A 17,343-nucleotide genomic window follows, 5' to 3' on the forward strand; every position below is an offset into this window, starting at 1 on the left:
TTTGACTGCTTGCGGCAGTTGTGCATGCGCCTTTGTTATATTTTATTTGAGCTGCCGTCAAAAACGAATTGGATTTCAGTTCGTTTATTTGCCCTTGAACAATTTAAATCCTTTTGGTTTCTCAAGCTCTTTTTGAGCCTGTGCCATCCACTCTGAGTCTCTACCTTCCGCTTTGGCTATTTTCAGCCATTTCAGCGCTTCTTCACGCTGATCTGTTTTCCAATAATGATAAGCCAGAACACTATGGAACCATGGCGTATCATACCCTTTCTCCAAGGCTTCCTTTAAATAAGCTTCGGCTTTCGGGTGGTGGCCTAAACGATCCTCTGTGCAGCCCAGCTGAGCCAGCAGCCAGCCGCTTTTTTCCTGCCGCAGATGATAGGCCCGCTGGAAATAATCCAGAGCTTTATCGTATAATTCCATTTCACTGTAATTCCAGCCGAATTCTTCATAGAGCGAAGCTTCGTCATGATCCTTTGCTTTGCGCAGATGGACAATCGCTTCGCGATGTTCTCCCATTGGACCTAAATTGCGGGCCATCATCCAATGATAATCGCTGCAGTCCTTTTCCTCTTCATCAAACCCCAGCGGGACTTCCTTTAACGCCTCTTCATACTTTTCCATGCGATTGTAAACGACGGCCAGCTGATAATGCGGCCAGCTGTCGGCATATCCCATATCAAGACCTTTCTTCAAACTGGCTTCGGCTTCTTCCAGCTGATCGATATTTTTATAAGAGATGCCTAACTGACAATACGTCCAGGCATTGTCGGGCTTGAGTTTGATTGAACGCTTCAAGTAGCCGATTGCTTCTTCGCTGCGGTCCAGCTGATTCAGACAGTAGCCGGCCTCACCCAATACCCAGCGATCTTCAGTTTCCGGCAGATTCAGCTTTTCCAGAACGCTCAGTTCTTCCTGATAGCGGCTAAGCTGAGAAAGAATCCAAGCGGTTTCTCGCAGATTCCAAGGTTCTTCAAAATTCAGCTGTTTTGCTTTTTCCATTTCAGCCAGAGCTTCATCAAAACGTTTAAGCCGACTCAGAGCGTAGCCAAGCTGAGCATGGGCCCAGCCGTCTTCCGGATCCTGTTCAATTGACCGCTCAAATAATTGGCGGCCTTCTTCATAGTTGTCCAGCTGAATTTGATTCCAGCCGATTTCGTTGATGATCCACAGATCGTCGCGGCCCAGCTCCTGTGCTTTTTTCAGCTGTTCCATCGCCGCTTCATTCTTACGCTGCCGGCCATAGTTCCAGGCTCTTAAGGAATACAGCTCAATGTCCTGCTTGCCTTTTTGTTCGGCAATATCCAATTCACTTAAGGCCTCGTCATAACGGTCAAGCTGACTGTAAGCATCGGCTTTGCGGTAATGCAGCCAATCATCATCGCGGCCCATTTCCTGCGCTTTCTGCAAATATTCCAGTTCTTGATCGTAAGCGCCGAGGCGATGATGCAGCCAGGCACAGTCGCTCCAGATCCAGATTTCATGGATGCCGGTCGCAAGAGCCTTGGAATAATTTTCCCGGGCGGATTCCAGCTGATCCATGCGGACTTGATTCCAGGCGATTTGAGCCAGTACCCAGCCGTTTTCAGGCTGTTCTTCCAACAGTTTGAAATAGACCTCAAGCGCTTCTTCCTTATGTCCGCCGGCTGCTAAATTCCAGCCCAGCTGAGTTTTAACCCAGAAGGGATCGTTATGGATTGGAGCGGCTTTTTCGTAGTATTGGACGGCCTTGTCATAGTCGTTGACTTCAGAATAATCGTAGCCCAGCTGAGCATACAGCCACCCGTCATCCCGTCCCAGGCTCAACGCTTTTTCAAGCAGCGGCAGGGCCTGCTTGGAATCGCCTTTCTGGGAAAGCTGGTAAGCTAAATGAGAAAGTGCGGCAATGTTGTCCGGGTCTTTCTGCAGTGCCAGCTCAAACTGCGGGATGGCTTCCTCCGGCAGATTCATGTCTTCTTTGACATAACCGATCTGAACCTCGATCCAAGCATCATCCCGACCCAGCGCTTTGGCTTGAAGAAAGTGCGGCAGGGCGGTTTCCGGTTTGCCCTGCATCGCATAGCAGCGCGCCAGCTCGCAATGACTCCAGATGTCCTGATCATTTAAAGCTACCGATTTTTCAAGATAGGACTGCGCTTGATCCGGATGATCAAGACTGTTGCAGCAGAAACCCAGCTCATTGAGCAGCCATAAATCTTCAGGATTCTCCTTGATCAGCTCCTGCAGCACTTCCAGCTCATCCTCCAACCGGTTAACACGCGAGCAGCTCCAGGCATATTCCTTCATGACCCATAGGTCGCGGTAATTCATGGTCAGTGCTTTTTTCAGTTCATTCAGAGCCTGATCGGGCTGTTCCATCCGATTGTAGCAGAATCCGATCTGAGCATGGCACCAGCCGTCGGTCTGATCAAAATATAGGGCTTCTTCAAAGTAACCAATCGCTTCTTCATATTTGTCCAGCTGGGTCAGCGTCCAGCCTTTTTCGCGATACAGCCAGGCGTCGTCGCGGCCTTTCTTTTCCGTCTGGTTTAAATAGTCCAGGGCGGATTCATGCATCTCCATCTTGTTCAGAACCCATCCCAGCTGTGAGAGGAGGCCGGCATCGTCCTGTCCTAAGCTTGAGGCTTTGCTTAAGCTCCAGAACGCTTCCTGATAGCGTTCCAGCATGCCCAGAATCCAGCCGCGTTCACTGTAATACCAGGCTTTATCATGAATCTTTGCTTCGTTGGCGTCGAGTGTCAGCAGAGCCTGCTGAATCTGATCTTCGTCGACCAATTTTTGGATTTCTTCTTCGATTTTCAAGTTATCAGCTCCTTGTTCTCATTTTAACATAAAAACGGCAGAGCAAATTGAATTTCCTCTGCCGTTGGCGAAATTAAGATTTTTGTAAGAATACGGAATCAGTTTTGTTCTTCGTTGTTGGTATCCTGTGAATCTTCACTAGGGGTCGGAGCAGGGGATTCGGAGGTATCCGGAGAGGGATCCGTCGGCGGAGTCGTCTCCGGGGTAGGATTCGGTTTGGCCGTACAGCCTTTGATCGGATCGCCTTCAAAGCCCTGATTGCACGCGCAGGCGCCGTTGACGATCGAGGCGTTGCTGCCGCAGGACAATCCGACGTACAGCGTTACCGCGAAGCGGGCCTGACCGATCGTCGACTGCATGAAGGTCATCGTTGTGCCGTTGACTTTAGTGCCGTTGGAAAGAATTTCATTGGTGCCTTTCTTCGCTTCGTCCGCAACTTCGGTGAAGCTGACCGTGACGCCGTTGGCGTTCGCCCAGCTTTCGATCTCGGCTTTCGTCGCTTTATCCGATGGAACCGCCAGCTGGATTTCCTTGTCTTCAACCTGAATTTCCTTGCAGATCTCATTGCTTCGGTAATTCATATTTTCATAAGCGTAGTAACCGCAGACATTCAGCTTATCCCCCGGTTTGACGTCAATCTGCTGATCAAAGCTGGCCTGTTCGCTGGTTACGTCAATCGAGAAGTCCTGAATGGAAACCTGCGCCTTGTAGCGAATAGGTCCATAGACCCACGTCCAGTCGAAAGCGACAGCACAGTTCGGGGCATCGTACCATTTGCCGCCGACCTCAATGCCGAGGTTGGTCGTATTCGGAGCGACGGTGAGTTTGCTTGGATCCGGGTAATCTCCCCAGGTCAGATGCAGATTGCCCTCTGCGCTCAGACTGGCGTCAAAGGTACCGATATCTTGAACGGAAGCCTGTAATGGATCGGCTAGCTTGTTGAATTCCTTCTTGATTAAGCCGGTGGTGACAAAGCTGCCGTCCATGCCCTCCAGAACAGCAGTGTAGGGATAAAGGCCCTTGATATGTGTGATTGAGGTAACGCCGTCCGGCTGACTGATCGCCGGCGGGTTTTCTTCGCCCTCGTGCAGCACATCGAGCATCAATTTGGAAATGTTGCCCGGAATGTTCAGCTTGCTTTTCTTGGAATCAAAGTAGGTATCTTTATCTTTCACGCCTTTTTCATAACCAACCCAGACCGCGTTGGTGTATTTGGAACTGGAAGCAATCATCCATTTATCCTTGGCTGCGCCTTGCGGAATATTGAATTTCAGACCATCGCTGCCCCAGTCCGTCGTGCCGGTTTTACCATAAATCGGATAGCTGCGTTTTAACAGCTGCATGTAATTGGAATAAGGACCGGAAACGGCCTGATACATCAGATATGAAGCTAAATAGGCGGATTCGGCGCTGATCACCTGCGTGCCGGAATAATCCGGAACCACCGGCGAGGTGCCGTCCTTAAATTCAATCTTGGTGATCGTGTGCGGTTTGATATAGCTGCCGCCGTTGATCATCGTGGCATGCGCGCCGGCCATTTCCACCGCGCTGGCTTCGTAGGTGGAGCCGCCGATCGCATAACCGACGTTGAACTCATCCTGCGTGACGCGGCTGAAGCCGAGATTCTGCAGATACTGCACGACCTTCTTGCTGCCGATCGCGTCGATGACTTGCTGCAGTGTTTTCAACGCCGGGGTATTCAGGGAATTGCCCACGGCATATTCTAAAGGAATATCGCCATAGTAGCGTCCGTTGAAGTTCTTGACGACTTTGGTCGTGCCGGCGTAGTTGAACGGCGAATCGGTCACGGTATGCGAGGTCGACCAGCCGAGGTTCTCAAAGGCCAGCGCATAGGAGAGGAACGGCTTAACCGCCGAGCCGGGCTGCTTGAACTGATCCGTTGCATGATTTAAAAGCAGGCTTCCGCCGCCGGCATAATTGCGTCCGCCGCCGATGCCGACGATTTCGCCGGTCTGGTTGTTCATGGAAACAATCGCAATTTCCATCAGCTCATCCGGGAACTGAACATCGGTTTTGCCGGCCTGAATATCGTCGATCTGAGCCTGAACCTGAGGATCCATCGAGGTATAGATTTTCATCGGCACAACCGTCGGATCCATGCCGGTCAGCTCTTTGGTTTCCGCGATCACCGCGTCGACGTAGCTCTGATATTGGGTGCCGCCGTCGGTGCTGCCCTTATTGGCGGAGCTGTCAACCAGCTGATCTTCAACCTTAATTGACTTGGCCAGCTCGGCTTCCTGCTTGGTAATGTAGCCGTGCCGCTGCATCAGATTGAGAACCGTGTTGCGCCGGTCGGTCGCATAGTCGAGATTTTTAAACGGGTTGTAGGCATTCGGGGCGTTGATAACGCCCGCCAGCATTGCGCTCTCGCTGAGCGTCAGCTCGCTGACGTCCTTGCCGAAATAGTATTCCGCCGCTTTCTGAACGCCGCGGATATTGCCGGAGCCGCCGAAATTCAGCTTGTTCAGATACAGCTCAAAGATCCGTTTTTTATTCGTCTGATTTTCCAGCTGCATCGCCAGAAAGATTTCCTGGACTTTACGCTTGACCCCGGCCAGCTTGCTGCGGGCTGCCATTTCGCCGGTTTCATCATTGGTAAAGTATGTATTTTTGACCAGCTGCATCGTAAAGGTCGAACCGCCCTGCGAAAAGCTCAGCGTTTTCAAATTCGTCAAAAAAGCCTTGGTAAAGCGCGGCAGGTCAAACCCGTTATGTTCAAAGTAACGGCTGTCCTCGACGGCCACAAAGGCATCGATCAGTGATGAGGGCATATCGTCATATGAAACGTTGGTGCGGATCTGCTGGCCAATGTCCTGAATCAGATTGCCGTCTTTATCGAGAATCTGCGTCGATTCTTTGCTTTCAAAGTTGTTAATATCAATCTTCGGGGCGTCTTTGAGCATGCTGCCTAAAACCACCATGCCGGCGCTGCCGCCGATTAAGCCCAAAACTACGATGATCGATACGATGATCGTCGCCATGTTTTTGGCATTGATCTTTCTTCTTTTTACCGTTTTCTTTTTTGCCGCTGGTTTTTTCTTCGGCGGCTGTTTCTGGGTCGTATTCATAGCTCACTTCTCCTTAAAGTATAGTTCGTCGATCACCCGCAGATAATGAACCGGCGGGGTCAGCGAATAAGGGATCAGAATCCCTTCCTGAACAAACCAGGAATAAGGCAGGGATTTGCGTTCGGCAAGGCGGTACTGACGAATCATTTTTTCAGCTTCGACAAAGTAGGTTTCATCAAAGGCGATAAAACGGACGATGACGAAGGCGATCGCGCCCTGCCGCAGCACCCGCTCAAGATGTTCGATCTGATGCAGATGGATGTGGGAGAACGGGAACGCTGTCTTAGAACGCGTTTCCTTGGCCTCAAAGTCGATCGCTTTGCCGCGGTAGACGCCGTTGTAATCGGTTGTGGAAGGAACCTTGAAGTAGGCTTCCGTGATTTTGGCGGCGCTGCGTTTAGGATAATCGACCTGCACGATCTGGATCGGCGTCGGCTTCTTGTGGATCACCGCTTTGTCCAGCTGCAGATAGTAATCATTGGTCTTATTCAGATCATTTTCCAAAGACATACCGCGCCCGCCCGCAGATTGTTTTACCGTCTGCGGATTCAATGAGCGGGAGGCAGTCTTTCCATTCGGATAACCGATCATATCATCACCTTCCATTATTATATACAACATTGCGCCGTTTTTCTAGAAATACCCGGGATTCGTAACAAAATCGTAAAGTCTGACATTCCTTTGTCAAAAAACGTTTTGTGATATGACTTGCTTTTTAAGCCCTGATCTGCGAAAATAAAAGCAGACGGAAGGTTGTGACACGATGGAAAACAAGCTGAATTTAGATCCGCAGACGATCCTAGATAAAGAATTTCATGTTGACTTCAAGGGATATTCCCCGGCGGAGGTTGATGAATTTCTGGATTCAGTCATTCAGGATTATCAGGTCTATGAACGTGTGATCGGTGAGCTGGGAGAAAAGCTGCGGACGCAGGAGCGGACCAACGCTTCGCTGAAAGCCCGGATCATTGAACTGGAAAGCCGTCAGAAGGTACTGGAAGAAGCGGGTCAGAACTCGTTCAACCAGGTTGATATTCTGAAACGCTTGTCGCGTCTGGAACAGGAAGTCTATAAAAATAAACAGATGGATTAGCCTTCTATCCGGGCAATCGCTGGCTTGACCAAAGCTAGAGGAAAGTCCATGCTCGCACAATCTGCGATGATTGTAGTGTTTGCGCCGGCCCAATCAATAAGACCGGGCAGCCGGCAGGCTGACGGCTGACGAAACCCTTAGGTCCCTTCGGGGATGATGGCGGACGTCTGTAACAGTGTCACAGTGACGGAGTTTCCGGGGAAACCCGGAAAGTGGAACGCGATAAACCCCGCAAGCGAGAAACCCAAATTTGGTAGGGGAACTTCCAAGCCTGAAATGAAGGGTGAGGAAGCCGTCCGCAAGGACGGAGATAAATGGTTGCCGCCTGTTTCGGTAAGAAACAGGAACAGAACATGGCTTACACGATAGAAGGCCGGGAGCTGAGTGATCAGCTCCTTTTCTTTTTATGAACCTGATACAGGAACAGAGAAGTAAAATTCAGCTGCCCTTACATCAAAAAGCAGCCAAGGTCTGAGCAGATAAAAATGAATTGCAGTCAAGCAGGTAAAAAATCAGAGAAGAATGAACTTGAAAATAATTCATCTTTGTGTTATAGTGAGCTTGTTCAGCAAAGTCTGCTCTCCTTCGCATTTGTTTGACAAACGTTACGCTTTGTCGACCGCTTTCAGCGAGTTCATGTTTTACAATTAGAACAACACTTGCTATAATTGTTCTGATATGAAAAAAGAGGTGCAGCAGAATGAAAGAAATTGGTGCTACATTGAAAAAACGCCGGGAAGAACTCGGCTACACTCTTGAAGAGATGAGCAATAAAACGCGGATTTCCGTTGCGCAGCTCAAAGCGCTGGAAGACGGGGATCTGGAGTTCTTTAAGGATGATCTGTCGTATGTCCGTTATTTTGTCCGTTTCTATTGTCAGGCGCTGTATTTGGATTTTGATCCGCTGCGCGATCAGTTGAGTCAGGATCTGGATCAGTTCACTGAAACGATGAGCTTAAAAGCAATTCATGAACGGGAAGAAATGCAGTCCAATATTGAAAAGAAAATCAACAAGGCTTCCGGCACGCTGAAAAAGGAAAAGAAAAAGATTGATTATTCTTTGGTCTCATTGCTGGCGGTGATTGCCGTCATGCTGATATGCTTAAGCGTCGTGCTGTTTAAAACGGTGCCGAATTGGTTTAAAGCGCAGCCGGAGAAGGACAGCTTTCCGGTCGTTGAGGTTACGCCGACGCCCTCACAGCAGCCGACCGATACTCCTGATGTCCTAGATCAGCCGTCGGCACTGACGGTCACCATGGCAGCCAATGATCCTTCAACGTATGAAGTGCGCGGCTGGAAGGCGCAGGAAAGCTTTACAATCGCCGTTACCTTTGCCCAGGATACCTGGATTCGGGTGCTGGAAAATGATGTAGCGACGGATAATCCGGCGAGCACAACCTATCATGCGGCGGATGTTATGGAAATTACCCGCACGGCGTCGCAGGATTTAAAAATAACGATTCACTTCGGAATTGTCAAAAACAATACGATTACAATTAATGGCGAGGCGGTCGTGCTGGATGCCCAAATTGCAGCGAAGACCAGCGGCCAGAAAGTCAACTTTATTCTGAAAGGAGAATAAGCTATGAATTTACCTAATCGTTTAACCGTGATGCGGATCATTATGATCCCAGTCATCATCCTGATCGCGATTTTCCCTTATTCTCAGTTTGGTATCGAAATCCCGATGCTGCAGTTTGGCTTTGTAACGCTCTCGGCTGTCAATATCGTCATGCTTGTGCTGTTCTGCATCGCCAGCTTTACTGATTTTTTGGATGGGTATTTGGCACGCAAAAACAATTTAGTCACAACCTTCGGTAAGTTTGCGGATCCGATTGCGGATAAGCTGCTGGTTACGACGATGTTTGTTTTATTTGCGGCGCAGGGAACGATTCCGGTTGTGCCGGTTCTGATCATGGTTGCCCGCGATACGATTGTGGACGGAATTCGCATGATTGCCTCCAGTAATGGCGTCGTCATGGCCGCCGGCTATCTGGGCAAGCTGAAAACCGTCGTTCAGATGCTTTCCATCATTACGATTCTGCTGAATAATCTGCCGTTTGAGCTGTATCGTCTGCCGGTTTCGGATTTCCTGCTGTGGTTTGCGGCGTTTACATCGCTGGCCAGCGGTATTTCTTACTTCAACCAGATGAGGGAGTATATTTTTGAAAGCAAATAGCATGGCCGAACTGGCGGAGCTGATCCGTCAGAAGCAATGGACGCTGTGTAGCTGTGAAAGCTGCACCGGCGGTTTGTTTTCCAGCCGTCTGACCGAGGTGCCTGGAGTTTCCGCTTTCTTTAAGGGCGGGGTTGTAACGTATTGGACCGAGGTCAAAACCAATGTCGTACATGTTGATCCGGCGATTATCGAAGCCGAGGGCGTTGTCAGCGAAGCGACAGCGAAAGCGATGGCTGAGCAGTGCGCCGAGCTGATGCACTGCGATATGGCGGTTGCGTTTACCGGCAATGCCGGACCGGACGTGATGGAGAATAAACCGGCGGGGATGATCTGCACGGCCATTCATGTGCCGGGCCAAACCTGGACCTTTACGGACTTGCTGAACGGGACGCGGCAGGAAGTCCGCGAACAGATCGTAGAGCGGGTAACAGAGCGTAGTTTAACAATTTTACGACAGATTTGGTAAAATAAACAGGAATTTTGAAAAATTTGCGTATATAAGAAGTAGCGGAGGGACAGCTATGGCAGAAAAAGAGAAGAATAAAGACGTACTCCTTCAGGACACACTCAAACAGATCGAGAAGCAATACGGCAAAGGTTCAATCATGAAGCTGGGCGACCGGGCGAATGTCGATATCGATGCGATCAGCAGCGGTTCGATTGCGATTGACTATGCTTTGGGCATCGGCGGTTATCCAAAGGGCCGGATCATTGAAATCTACGGGCCGGAATCTTCTGGTAAAACGACGCTGGCGCTGCATGCGATTGCGGAGTGCCAGAAGGCCGGCGGCCGGGCTGCCTTTATCGATGCGGAAAATGCGATTGACCCGATGTATGCGAAAAATTTGGGCGTGAAGATCGACGACTTGATTTTGTCACAGCCCGACAGCGGCGAACAGGCTTTGGAAATCACGGAGCTGCTGATTAAGAGCGGTGCGATTGATTTAATCGTCATCGACTCGGTTGCGGCGCTGGTGCCGCAGGCGGAATTGGATGGAGAAATGGGCGACTCGCAGGTAGGTCTGCAGGCGCGGTTAATGTCAAAGGCAATGCGAAAGCTGGCTGGCGTTATGAACCGCAGCCAGTGTACGGCCATCTTTATCAATCAGCTGCGGGAAAAGGTCGGCATCATGTTCGGCAATCCGGAAACAACGCCGGGCGGCCGAGCCCTAAAGTTCTATTCTTCCGTGCGGCTGGATGTCCGCCGCAGTGAAGCGATTAAAAGCGGCACGGAGATCGTCGGCAATAAAGTCAATGTTAAGGTCGTAAAAAACAAGGTTGCGCCGCCGTTCAAAGTGGCAGCAATCGAAATTATGTACGGTGAGGGAATTTCGCATATCGGCGAAGTGGTCAGCCTAGGCGAATCGTTTGAAATCATCAACAAGAGCGGCGCCTGGTTCTCTTATAACGGCGAAAAGATCGGTCAGGGCCGGGAAGCAGTGCGGGCTTTCTTAAAAGCCAATCCGCAGCTGGATGAGGAAATCACCGGAAAAATCAAACATAAGCTCTTCCATGGTGATGAGGAAGAGGCTCCGGTACAAGAACAGGCTTAGGCTTGTTCTTTTTTTTCAGCATTGAAAAAAAGCGCCTAGCCACGGGATAAATGTGAATTCGAGCGTGAAAGGGCTTCCTTTTTTGATACTGGAAATCATCGTTGATGGAATGAAAAAGCGGATGAAAAAGAAAGAAATTCTGGAAAAACCATGCTTTGTTATTGTGAAAACGGTTAAAATTAGGTATTATTATAAAGGAGTCACAACTCTGAACAACTGATAATGGAGGAAATAAGTTATGAACAATCCACTTGTTTTGTCCATTTTATCTGGTATTGGGGGTTTAGCTGTCGGTGTGATCATCATGGTGATTACATCCCGGCTGGGCTTGAATCGTGATCAGCAAAAGGCAAAATTGCTGTTAGAAGAGGCAACAATTAAATCTGAGAACTTAGTCAGACAGGCTGTGCTGGACGGCCGTACGCAGGCGTACGAGCTGAAGCTGGCTGCTGAAAAAGAGGTTAAGGAGAGAAAACAAGAGCTTCAGGATAAAGAAAATAAACTGACGCGTCGGGAAGATAACCTGAATTTTCGTGATGAAACCTTAACGGCGAAAGAAAAGCAGATTGAAAACAAAAACAGCCAGATCACGGATAAACTGAATGTACTGGAGAAGATGGAAAGTCAGCTGCAGGCCAAGATCGACAATCAGATTGTCGAATTGGAACGCATTGCATCAATGAGCGCCGACGACGCCAAGAAAGAATTAATGGATGCCGTCGAGAAGAAAATGGATAAAGAAGTCAGCGTGTATATCCGCGAGAGGGAAGATGAAGCCCGTTCCAAAGCTGCCGACTCTGCCCGCAATATTATTGCGCTGGCGATTCAGCGTTATGCTCAGGAAGAAACGATTGAGCGGACGGTTTCCGTCGTCGGCCTGCCTTCTGAGGAAATGAAAGGCCGGATCATCGGCCGGGAAGGACGCAACATCAAGGCGATTGAACAGGCGACTGGTGTTGACCTGATCATTGATGATACGCCGGAGACGATTACGGTTTCCTGCTTTGATCCAATCCGCCGCGAAATCGCGCGCCAGGCATTGGAAACGCTGATCCGGGATGGCCGGATTCAGCCGGGGCGGATTGAAGATGTCGTCCGCAAGGTCACTAACGAGCTCAACGACACGATTATGAAGACCGGTGAGGATGCGGTGTTTAAGCTGCAGATCGGGCGGATTGACAAAGAGCTGGTCAAGCTGCTGGGCCGCCTGCGGTTCCGTTACAGCTATGGTCAGAACGTCTTGCAGCACAGCATGGAAGTTGCTTATCTTTCAGGCATGATGGCCGCGGAGCTGGGCTTGAATCAGACGCTGGCCAAGCGGGCCGGTTTATTGCACGATATCGGCAAGGCGCTGGACTTTGAAATGGACGGCAGCCACGTTGAATTGGGTGTGAAGGTCGCTAAAAAGCATGGAGAGAATGCGGTTGTCATCAATGCGATTCATTCGCATCATGGCGAAGTTGAACCGACGACGTTGATTTCCAACCTTGTCGCCGCCGCTGACGCCTTAAGCGCAGCTCGACCAGGCGCTCGGTTTGAGAGCTTTGAGAACTATATCAACCGGCTGGAACAGCTGGAAGCGATCGCCAACGGATTTGAAGGCGTCGATAAGACGTATGCCATTCAGGCTGGACGTGAAATCCGCGTCATGGTCATTCCGGATAAGATTGATGATGTGGCGTGTCATCGCGTAGCACGGGATATTAAAGATAAGATCGAAGCCGAACTGACCTATCCTGGACAGATCAAGGTCACAGTCATTCGGGAAACCCGCGCCAGTGAATTAGCGAAATAATGCGAATTTTATTTATCGGCGATATCGTCGGTTCCCCAGGCAGGCAGATGCTCCAGCAGCACCTGCCTGCTTTAAAAACCAAGATCTGTCCGGATCTGACGATCGTCAATGGTGAGAATGCCGCACATGGCAAAGGCATCACGAAAAAGATTTACCATCAGCTGCTAAGCTGCGGCGCGGATTACATTACGATGGGCAATCATACCTTTTCCAAAAGTGAGCTGAAAATGTTTATTCAGGAGGCCGACCGTTTGATTCGCCCAGTGAATCTGATACCGATGGAGCTGGGTGAGGGGGTACGGTTTGCCCAGGTTCAGGACAAACGGATCGGCATGGTCAATCTGTGCGGTCAGGTGTTCATGGATAATGTCGCGCGCAGCCCGTTTGAATGCATGAGTGAAATTTTTAACCGCCATGCTGCGGATCTGTGGTTCGTGGATTTCCATGCGGAAACGACCGGGGAGAAGGAAACATTCGCCCAAGTATTCGCTGATCGGTGCGTTATGATTGTCGGCACGCACACGCATGTGCAGACGGCCGATGAACAGCTGATGCGCGGCTGCGGCTATATCAGCGACGTCGGTATGTGCGGCGCGTTTGACAGCATTCTGGGCCGCGATAAGCGCGAGGTCATTGAGCGTACGCTGTATCAGATCAAGACACGCTATACTGTCGCCGAAGGTCCGGCGATGCTGTGCGGCGTTTGGACAGAAATTGATGATTTGACCGGCCGGGCTTCCTTCATCGAGCGGATTCAGATCAGACCTTAACATAAACCCCTTTTTTCTCACATATCCTGTTAGAAGAAAGGGGTATTTTATGGAAATATTAAAAGTATCAACGAAATCCAACCCGAATTCGGTAGCGGGCGCGCTGGCCAACTTACTAAAAGAAAACGATCGGGTCGAAGTCGATACGATCGGAGCGGGAGCGATTAATCAGGCGATTAAAGCTGTCGCGATCGCCCGCGGCTTTGTGGCGCCGATCGGTTTGGAACTGTTCTGCGTTCCGGCGTTTATGGATATCGTGATCGATGGTCAGCCAAGAACGGCGATAAAACTTATTGTTGAAAAAAAGCAACCATGATATAATAGGGAGCATAAAGGAGGATGAAACAATGCCAGCAAAAGTAGATAAAGATACATGCATCGGCTGCGGCGCATGCGCAGGAGTTTGCCCGGTAGGAGCCATTGCATTACAGGATGATGGAAAAGCGGGTGTTGACGAAGGAACATGCATCGATTGCGGTGCCTGTGTTTCGACCTGCCCAGTTTCTGCCATTTCGCAGTAATTCCATCCTGAAATAAGCAGATCAACGGAAAGAAGGCGACAAAAAGCCTTCTTTTTGATATAATAAAACGCGTTATGAAAAAGGAGAGGCCTATGAAAAAAGACTGGAAGCTGCCGTCGCTGAAGGCGGCGCAAATACGGACACCGCAGGAAGCGGCGATTGAGCGTTCACTGTTTGCCTTAGATCCGCAGGTGCGCAGTCTGGGCATCGGGCGGCGTTATTTCATTCATACCTATGGCTGCCAGGCTAATGAACGCGATTCGGAAACGATCGCGGGGATTCTGGAAGCGATGGGTTTTGTCCCGGCTTTTACAGAAGCCGAAGCGGATTTAATCCTGCTCAATACCTGTGCTGTCCGTAAAAATGCCGAAGATAAGGTCATCGGGCAGCTGGGGGCGCTGAAGCGCATGAAGCGGGAAAATCCGGATCTGATCTTCGCGGTCTGTGGATGCATGGCCCAGGAAGAAGATATTGTCGATCTGATTCTGAAAAAATACCATCAGGTCGATCTGATTTTTGGAACACATAATCTGCACCGGCTTCCGCAGTTATTAATGCATGCGATGATGAGCCATGAGCGGACGGTGGAAATCTTCTCCAAAGAAGGGGAAGTAATTGAAAACCTGCCGGTTCGCCGCTTTGGCAAGCATAAAGCCTGGGTGAACATCATGTATGGCTGCGACAAGTTCTGCACCTACTGCATCGTGCCTTATACCCGCGGCAAGGAACGTTCGCGGGATCCGCAGGATATTTTGGCCGAGGTGCGCGAACTGAAAACGCAGGGCTATAAGGAGATTACGCTGCTGGGGCAGAACGTCAACGCCTATGGCAAAGATCGGGCCAGCGGTTACGGTTTTGCGCAGCTGCTGCGCGATACGGCCGAGATCGGTGTAGATCGGGTGCGCTTTACGACCAGCCACCCGTGGGACTTTACCGATGAGATGATAGAGGTGATCGCCGCTTATGACAACATTATGCCTGCGATCCATTTGCCGGTGCAGTCCGGCAGCAGCGAGATGCTTAAGATCATGGGACGCCGTTATACCCGCGAGGAGTATTTAGCCCTGTTCCATAAGATCAAAGAGCGGATTCCCGGCTGTTCGTTCACTACGGACATCATCGTCGGTTTTCCCAATGAAACCGAGGAACAATTTGAAATGACGCTGAGCTTGGTTGACGAATGCCGGTATGACGGAGCCTTTACGTTTATTTATTCCCCACGGACAGGGACTCCGGCAGCACGGATGAAGGACAATGTTCCCGCGGAAGTCAAAAGCCGCCGTCTGCAGCAGCTCAATGAAAAAATTGCGTATTATGCCCATCAGAATAATGAACCGTATCTCGGCCGGATTGTGACCGTGCTGGTCGATGGCCCGTCGAAGAAAAATGATCAGGTTTACAGCGGTTACAGTGAAACCAACAAGTTGGTCAACTTTACCGCCGATCATGCGGAGGCGGGGGATCTGGTTCAGGTTCGGATTACGGAAATTCATTCCTGGTCGCTCAACGGGGAAAAGGTCGAGCAGTCTCAACCTCAAACCGCTTAGTTTTAACCTTTGCCGCAGTCCGGCTGCTTAAACCAAGGAACTGCGGCTTTTTGTTTGCCGGTTTTTCACTTTCACCGGGTAATCGGTGAAAGCAGGGTGAAAGCGAATCAGCGCCAGTGTTAAAATGATTGAAATTCAAGCGGTGGTATGATATAGTTTACCCACGAAGCCATCCCTGCAAAACTGGATCATCTTACGATTAAACCGGCTTGGACAAGCGCTTTTCAACGAATTGAAAGCGTTTTTCCTGTGGCTGGCGCAGTTGTCAGGAAGCTTTTGGCAGGGTATAATAAAGAAAACATCATAGGAGGAAATTTCATGGATCAAGTACGTCTGTTCGCTTTGGGCGGATTGGATGAAGACGGCAAAAACATGTATGTGGTTGAAGTCGGCGAATCCATTTTTGTCATTGAAGCGGGCTTAAAATATCCGGAATCTACCGATCAGTTAGGGATCGAGCGGATCATTCCGGATTTCAAATATTTAGTTGAAAATCAGCATCGAATTCAGGCGATTTTCATTTCTCACGGGCATGACGATGTCATGGCGGCGCTGCCGAATCTGCTTCGGCATGTCAAGGCGCCGGTGTATTCCACGCCGTTAACTGCGATGCTGATCGAAGAGATGCTGAAAAAGGAAGGCCTGCGCGATATCCGCGTGCATCGCGTTAAGCGCAATTCAAGTTTTAAAATTGCCGGAATTGCGGTTCGGACTTTTGGCATGACGCAGTCGATTGCGGATGGCTTTGGCCTGGCGATTGAAACGCCGCAGGGTTCGATTGTGTATACCAGCGAGTACATTGTAGATTATGATATTCATAACGATGCTTTTTCCTGCGACATCACGGCTTTGGCGGAAATTGGCAAGCGCGGCGTTCTGGCTCTGATGACCGAATCGGTCGGAGCCGACCGCGAAGGACATTCAGCTCCGCATCATCGGATTACCGAATTTGTCGAGCCGGCCTTCGAGGATGCCGAGGGGCGCATTCTGATTACGACCTATCATCAGAATTTATACCGCATTATTGAAATTATCGAACTGGCGAATAAATACAACCGCAAGGTGATCTTCTATGATGACGATTTGCGGGCGATTTTAAAAGCGGTTGAAAAGATGGGGTATTACCGGATGCCGATTGGTTTGGAAATCCCCAAAGCCAAGTTTACCAATGACTTAAAGGATGTCGTGGTGATCGTATCCGGCTCCGGCGATCATGTGTTCAGACGGATGCATAAGGTGGCTCTGGGTGAAGATGCTATGCTGCGGCTGAACAGTCAGGATACGGTGGTCATCGCCTCCCCGGTTGTGCCGGGAACCGAACGCGAAGCGACGAACATGGAAAATGAGCTGTATAAGGAAAATGTCCGGGTGGTGACGCTGGATCGGCGCAAGGTGTATTCAATGCACGCTTCGATTGAAGATCTGAAGATGATGCTGTATCTGTTTAAGCCGACGTACTACATGCCGATCAAAGGCGAATACCGCCAGCTGGTTTCCAATGCCAACATCGCTTTGAACATGGGCTATCACGCGGATAAGATTCTTGTTCTGGACAATGGTCAGATTGCCAAGTTTGAAAATGGAATTTTAAAATCGACAGCGGATCAGCTGACGCTGGAGGATGTTCTGATCGACGGCAATGAAAATCTGGATGTCAGCGGCATGGTGCTGCGGGATCGGGAAATTTTATCCACCGACGGCGCGATTATCGTCGGAATCGTCGTCAACCACAAGACCAAGGAAGTCATCGGCGGACCGGATGTCCAAAGCCGCGGCGTGATCTATCTGAAAGACGCGGATCACATCGTCAAGGAAATCGGCAATATTATTGAAAAAACCGTTGAGGATGCCGTCAAGGAAAAACGTTACGAAAATATGGCCGTGCGGATGGAAGCGAAAGACAGGATCGTAAAATATGTCTTGAAGGAAACCGGCAAGCGGCCGATGATTTTGCCGGCGATTGTCGAAATCAATGTCACGGAATAGGAGATGAT

14 protein-coding genes and 1 other RNA gene are annotated in these 17,343 nt (G+C 49.9%); 12 read left to right on the forward strand and 3 right to left on the reverse strand.

All coding sequences use genetic code 11. The features are described from left to right. Positions 1-84: 84 nt before the first annotated feature. The 3 genes from BN162_RS00430 to recU all read right to left on the reverse strand — a co-directional run bounded on the left by BN162_RS00430 (position 85) and on the right by recU (position 6,482). Entirely contained in the window at positions 85-2,802 is a 2,718-nt protein-coding gene (locus BN162_RS00430; RefSeq protein ID WP_020223074.1) for a tetratricopeptide repeat protein, read from the reverse strand. Positions 2,803-2,900: 98 nt separating this feature from the next. Next, positions 2,901-5,891, reverse strand: coding sequence for a transglycosylase domain-containing protein (locus tag BN162_RS00435; RefSeq protein ID WP_020223075.1), 2,991 nt, complete (start codon positions 5,889-5,891; stop codon positions 2,901-2,903). A gap of 3 nt (positions 5,892-5,894) precedes the next feature. After that, a complete protein-coding gene (gene recU / locus BN162_RS00440) occupies positions 5,895-6,482 on the reverse strand; it encodes a Holliday junction resolvase RecU (protein WP_020223076.1) in 588 nt (195 codons plus the stop codon). Positions 6,483-6,654: 172 nt separating this feature from the next. Between recU and BN162_RS00445 the strand changes: the two genes are divergently transcribed. The 12 genes from BN162_RS00445 (at position 6,655) to BN162_RS00495 (ending at position 17,335) form a co-directional block, all read left to right on the forward strand. Further along, complete coding sequence (locus BN162_RS00445; RefSeq protein WP_020223077.1) at positions 6,655-6,984, forward strand: DivIVA domain-containing protein; 330 nt, start codon at positions 6,655-6,657, stop codon at positions 6,982-6,984. Positions 6,985-6,988: 4 nt separating this feature from the next. Then, positions 6,989-7,350, forward strand: an RNA gene (gene rnpB, locus BN162_RS18230) — RNase P RNA component class B. Between the two features lie 334 nt (positions 7,351-7,684). After that, complete coding sequence (locus tag BN162_RS17535; protein ID WP_020223079.1) at positions 7,685-8,566, forward strand: helix-turn-helix domain-containing protein; 882 nt, start codon at positions 7,685-7,687, stop codon at positions 8,564-8,566. A 3-nt stretch (positions 8,567-8,569) separates the two neighbouring features. Further along, the gene (gene pgsA / locus BN162_RS00455) at positions 8,570-9,163 is read left to right on the forward strand and encodes a CDP-diacylglycerol--glycerol-3-phosphate 3-phosphatidyltransferase (RefSeq protein ID WP_020223080.1); all 594 of its coding nucleotides are present in this window, start codon (positions 8,570-8,572) and stop codon (positions 9,161-9,163) included. Continuing rightward, positions 9,150-9,629 (forward strand): CinA family protein, encoded by a 480-nt coding sequence (locus tag BN162_RS00460; protein WP_147612119.1) that lies wholly within the window; start codon positions 9,150-9,152, stop codon positions 9,627-9,629. Before pgsA ends, BN162_RS00460 begins: the two co-directional genes overlap by 14 nt. A 55-nt stretch (positions 9,630-9,684) precedes the next feature. After that, positions 9,685-10,716 carry a recombinase RecA gene (gene recA, locus BN162_RS00465; RefSeq protein ID WP_020223082.1) on the forward strand — a complete coding sequence of 344 codons (1,032 nt, stop codon included), beginning with the start codon at positions 9,685-9,687 and terminating at the stop codon, positions 10,714-10,716. A gap of 238 nt (positions 10,717-10,954) precedes the next feature. Beyond that, positions 10,955-12,511, forward strand: a complete 1,557-nt coding sequence (gene rny / locus BN162_RS00470) for a ribonuclease Y (RefSeq protein WP_020223084.1) — start codon at positions 10,955-10,957, stop codon at positions 12,509-12,511. Beyond that, complete coding sequence (locus BN162_RS00475) at positions 12,511-13,281, forward strand: TIGR00282 family metallophosphoesterase (RefSeq protein WP_020223085.1); 771 nt, start codon at positions 12,511-12,513, stop codon at positions 13,279-13,281. The genes rny and BN162_RS00475 overlap by 1 nt, the downstream gene beginning before the upstream one ends. Before the next feature lie 49 nt (positions 13,282-13,330). Further along, positions 13,331-13,597: a stage V sporulation protein S gene (locus BN162_RS00480; protein ID WP_006060855.1), complete on the forward strand. Its 267-nt coding sequence runs from the start codon at positions 13,331-13,333 to the stop codon at positions 13,595-13,597. A 31-nt stretch (positions 13,598-13,628) separates the two neighbouring features. Further along, positions 13,629-13,802 carry a 4Fe-4S binding protein gene (locus tag BN162_RS00485; protein ID WP_006060856.1) on the forward strand — a complete coding sequence of 58 codons (174 nt, stop codon included), beginning with the start codon at positions 13,629-13,631 and terminating at the stop codon, positions 13,800-13,802. Positions 13,803-13,894: 92 nt separating this feature from the next. Then, a complete protein-coding gene (gene miaB / locus BN162_RS00490) occupies positions 13,895-15,349 on the forward strand; it encodes a tRNA (N6-isopentenyl adenosine(37)-C2)-methylthiotransferase MiaB (protein ID WP_020223086.1) in 1,455 nt (484 codons plus the stop codon). A 318-nt stretch (positions 15,350-15,667) separates the two neighbouring features. Continuing rightward, complete coding sequence (locus BN162_RS00495) at positions 15,668-17,335, forward strand: ribonuclease J (RefSeq protein WP_020223087.1); 1,668 nt, start codon at positions 15,668-15,670, stop codon at positions 17,333-17,335. The last annotated feature ends 8 nt before the right edge of the window (positions 17,336-17,343 follow it).

This window comes from Holdemania massiliensis AP2, from assembly GCF_000327285.1.
In the GTDB taxonomy this organism is placed as follows: domain Bacteria; phylum Bacillota_I; class Bacilli_A; order Erysipelotrichales; family Erysipelotrichaceae; genus Holdemania; species Holdemania massiliensis.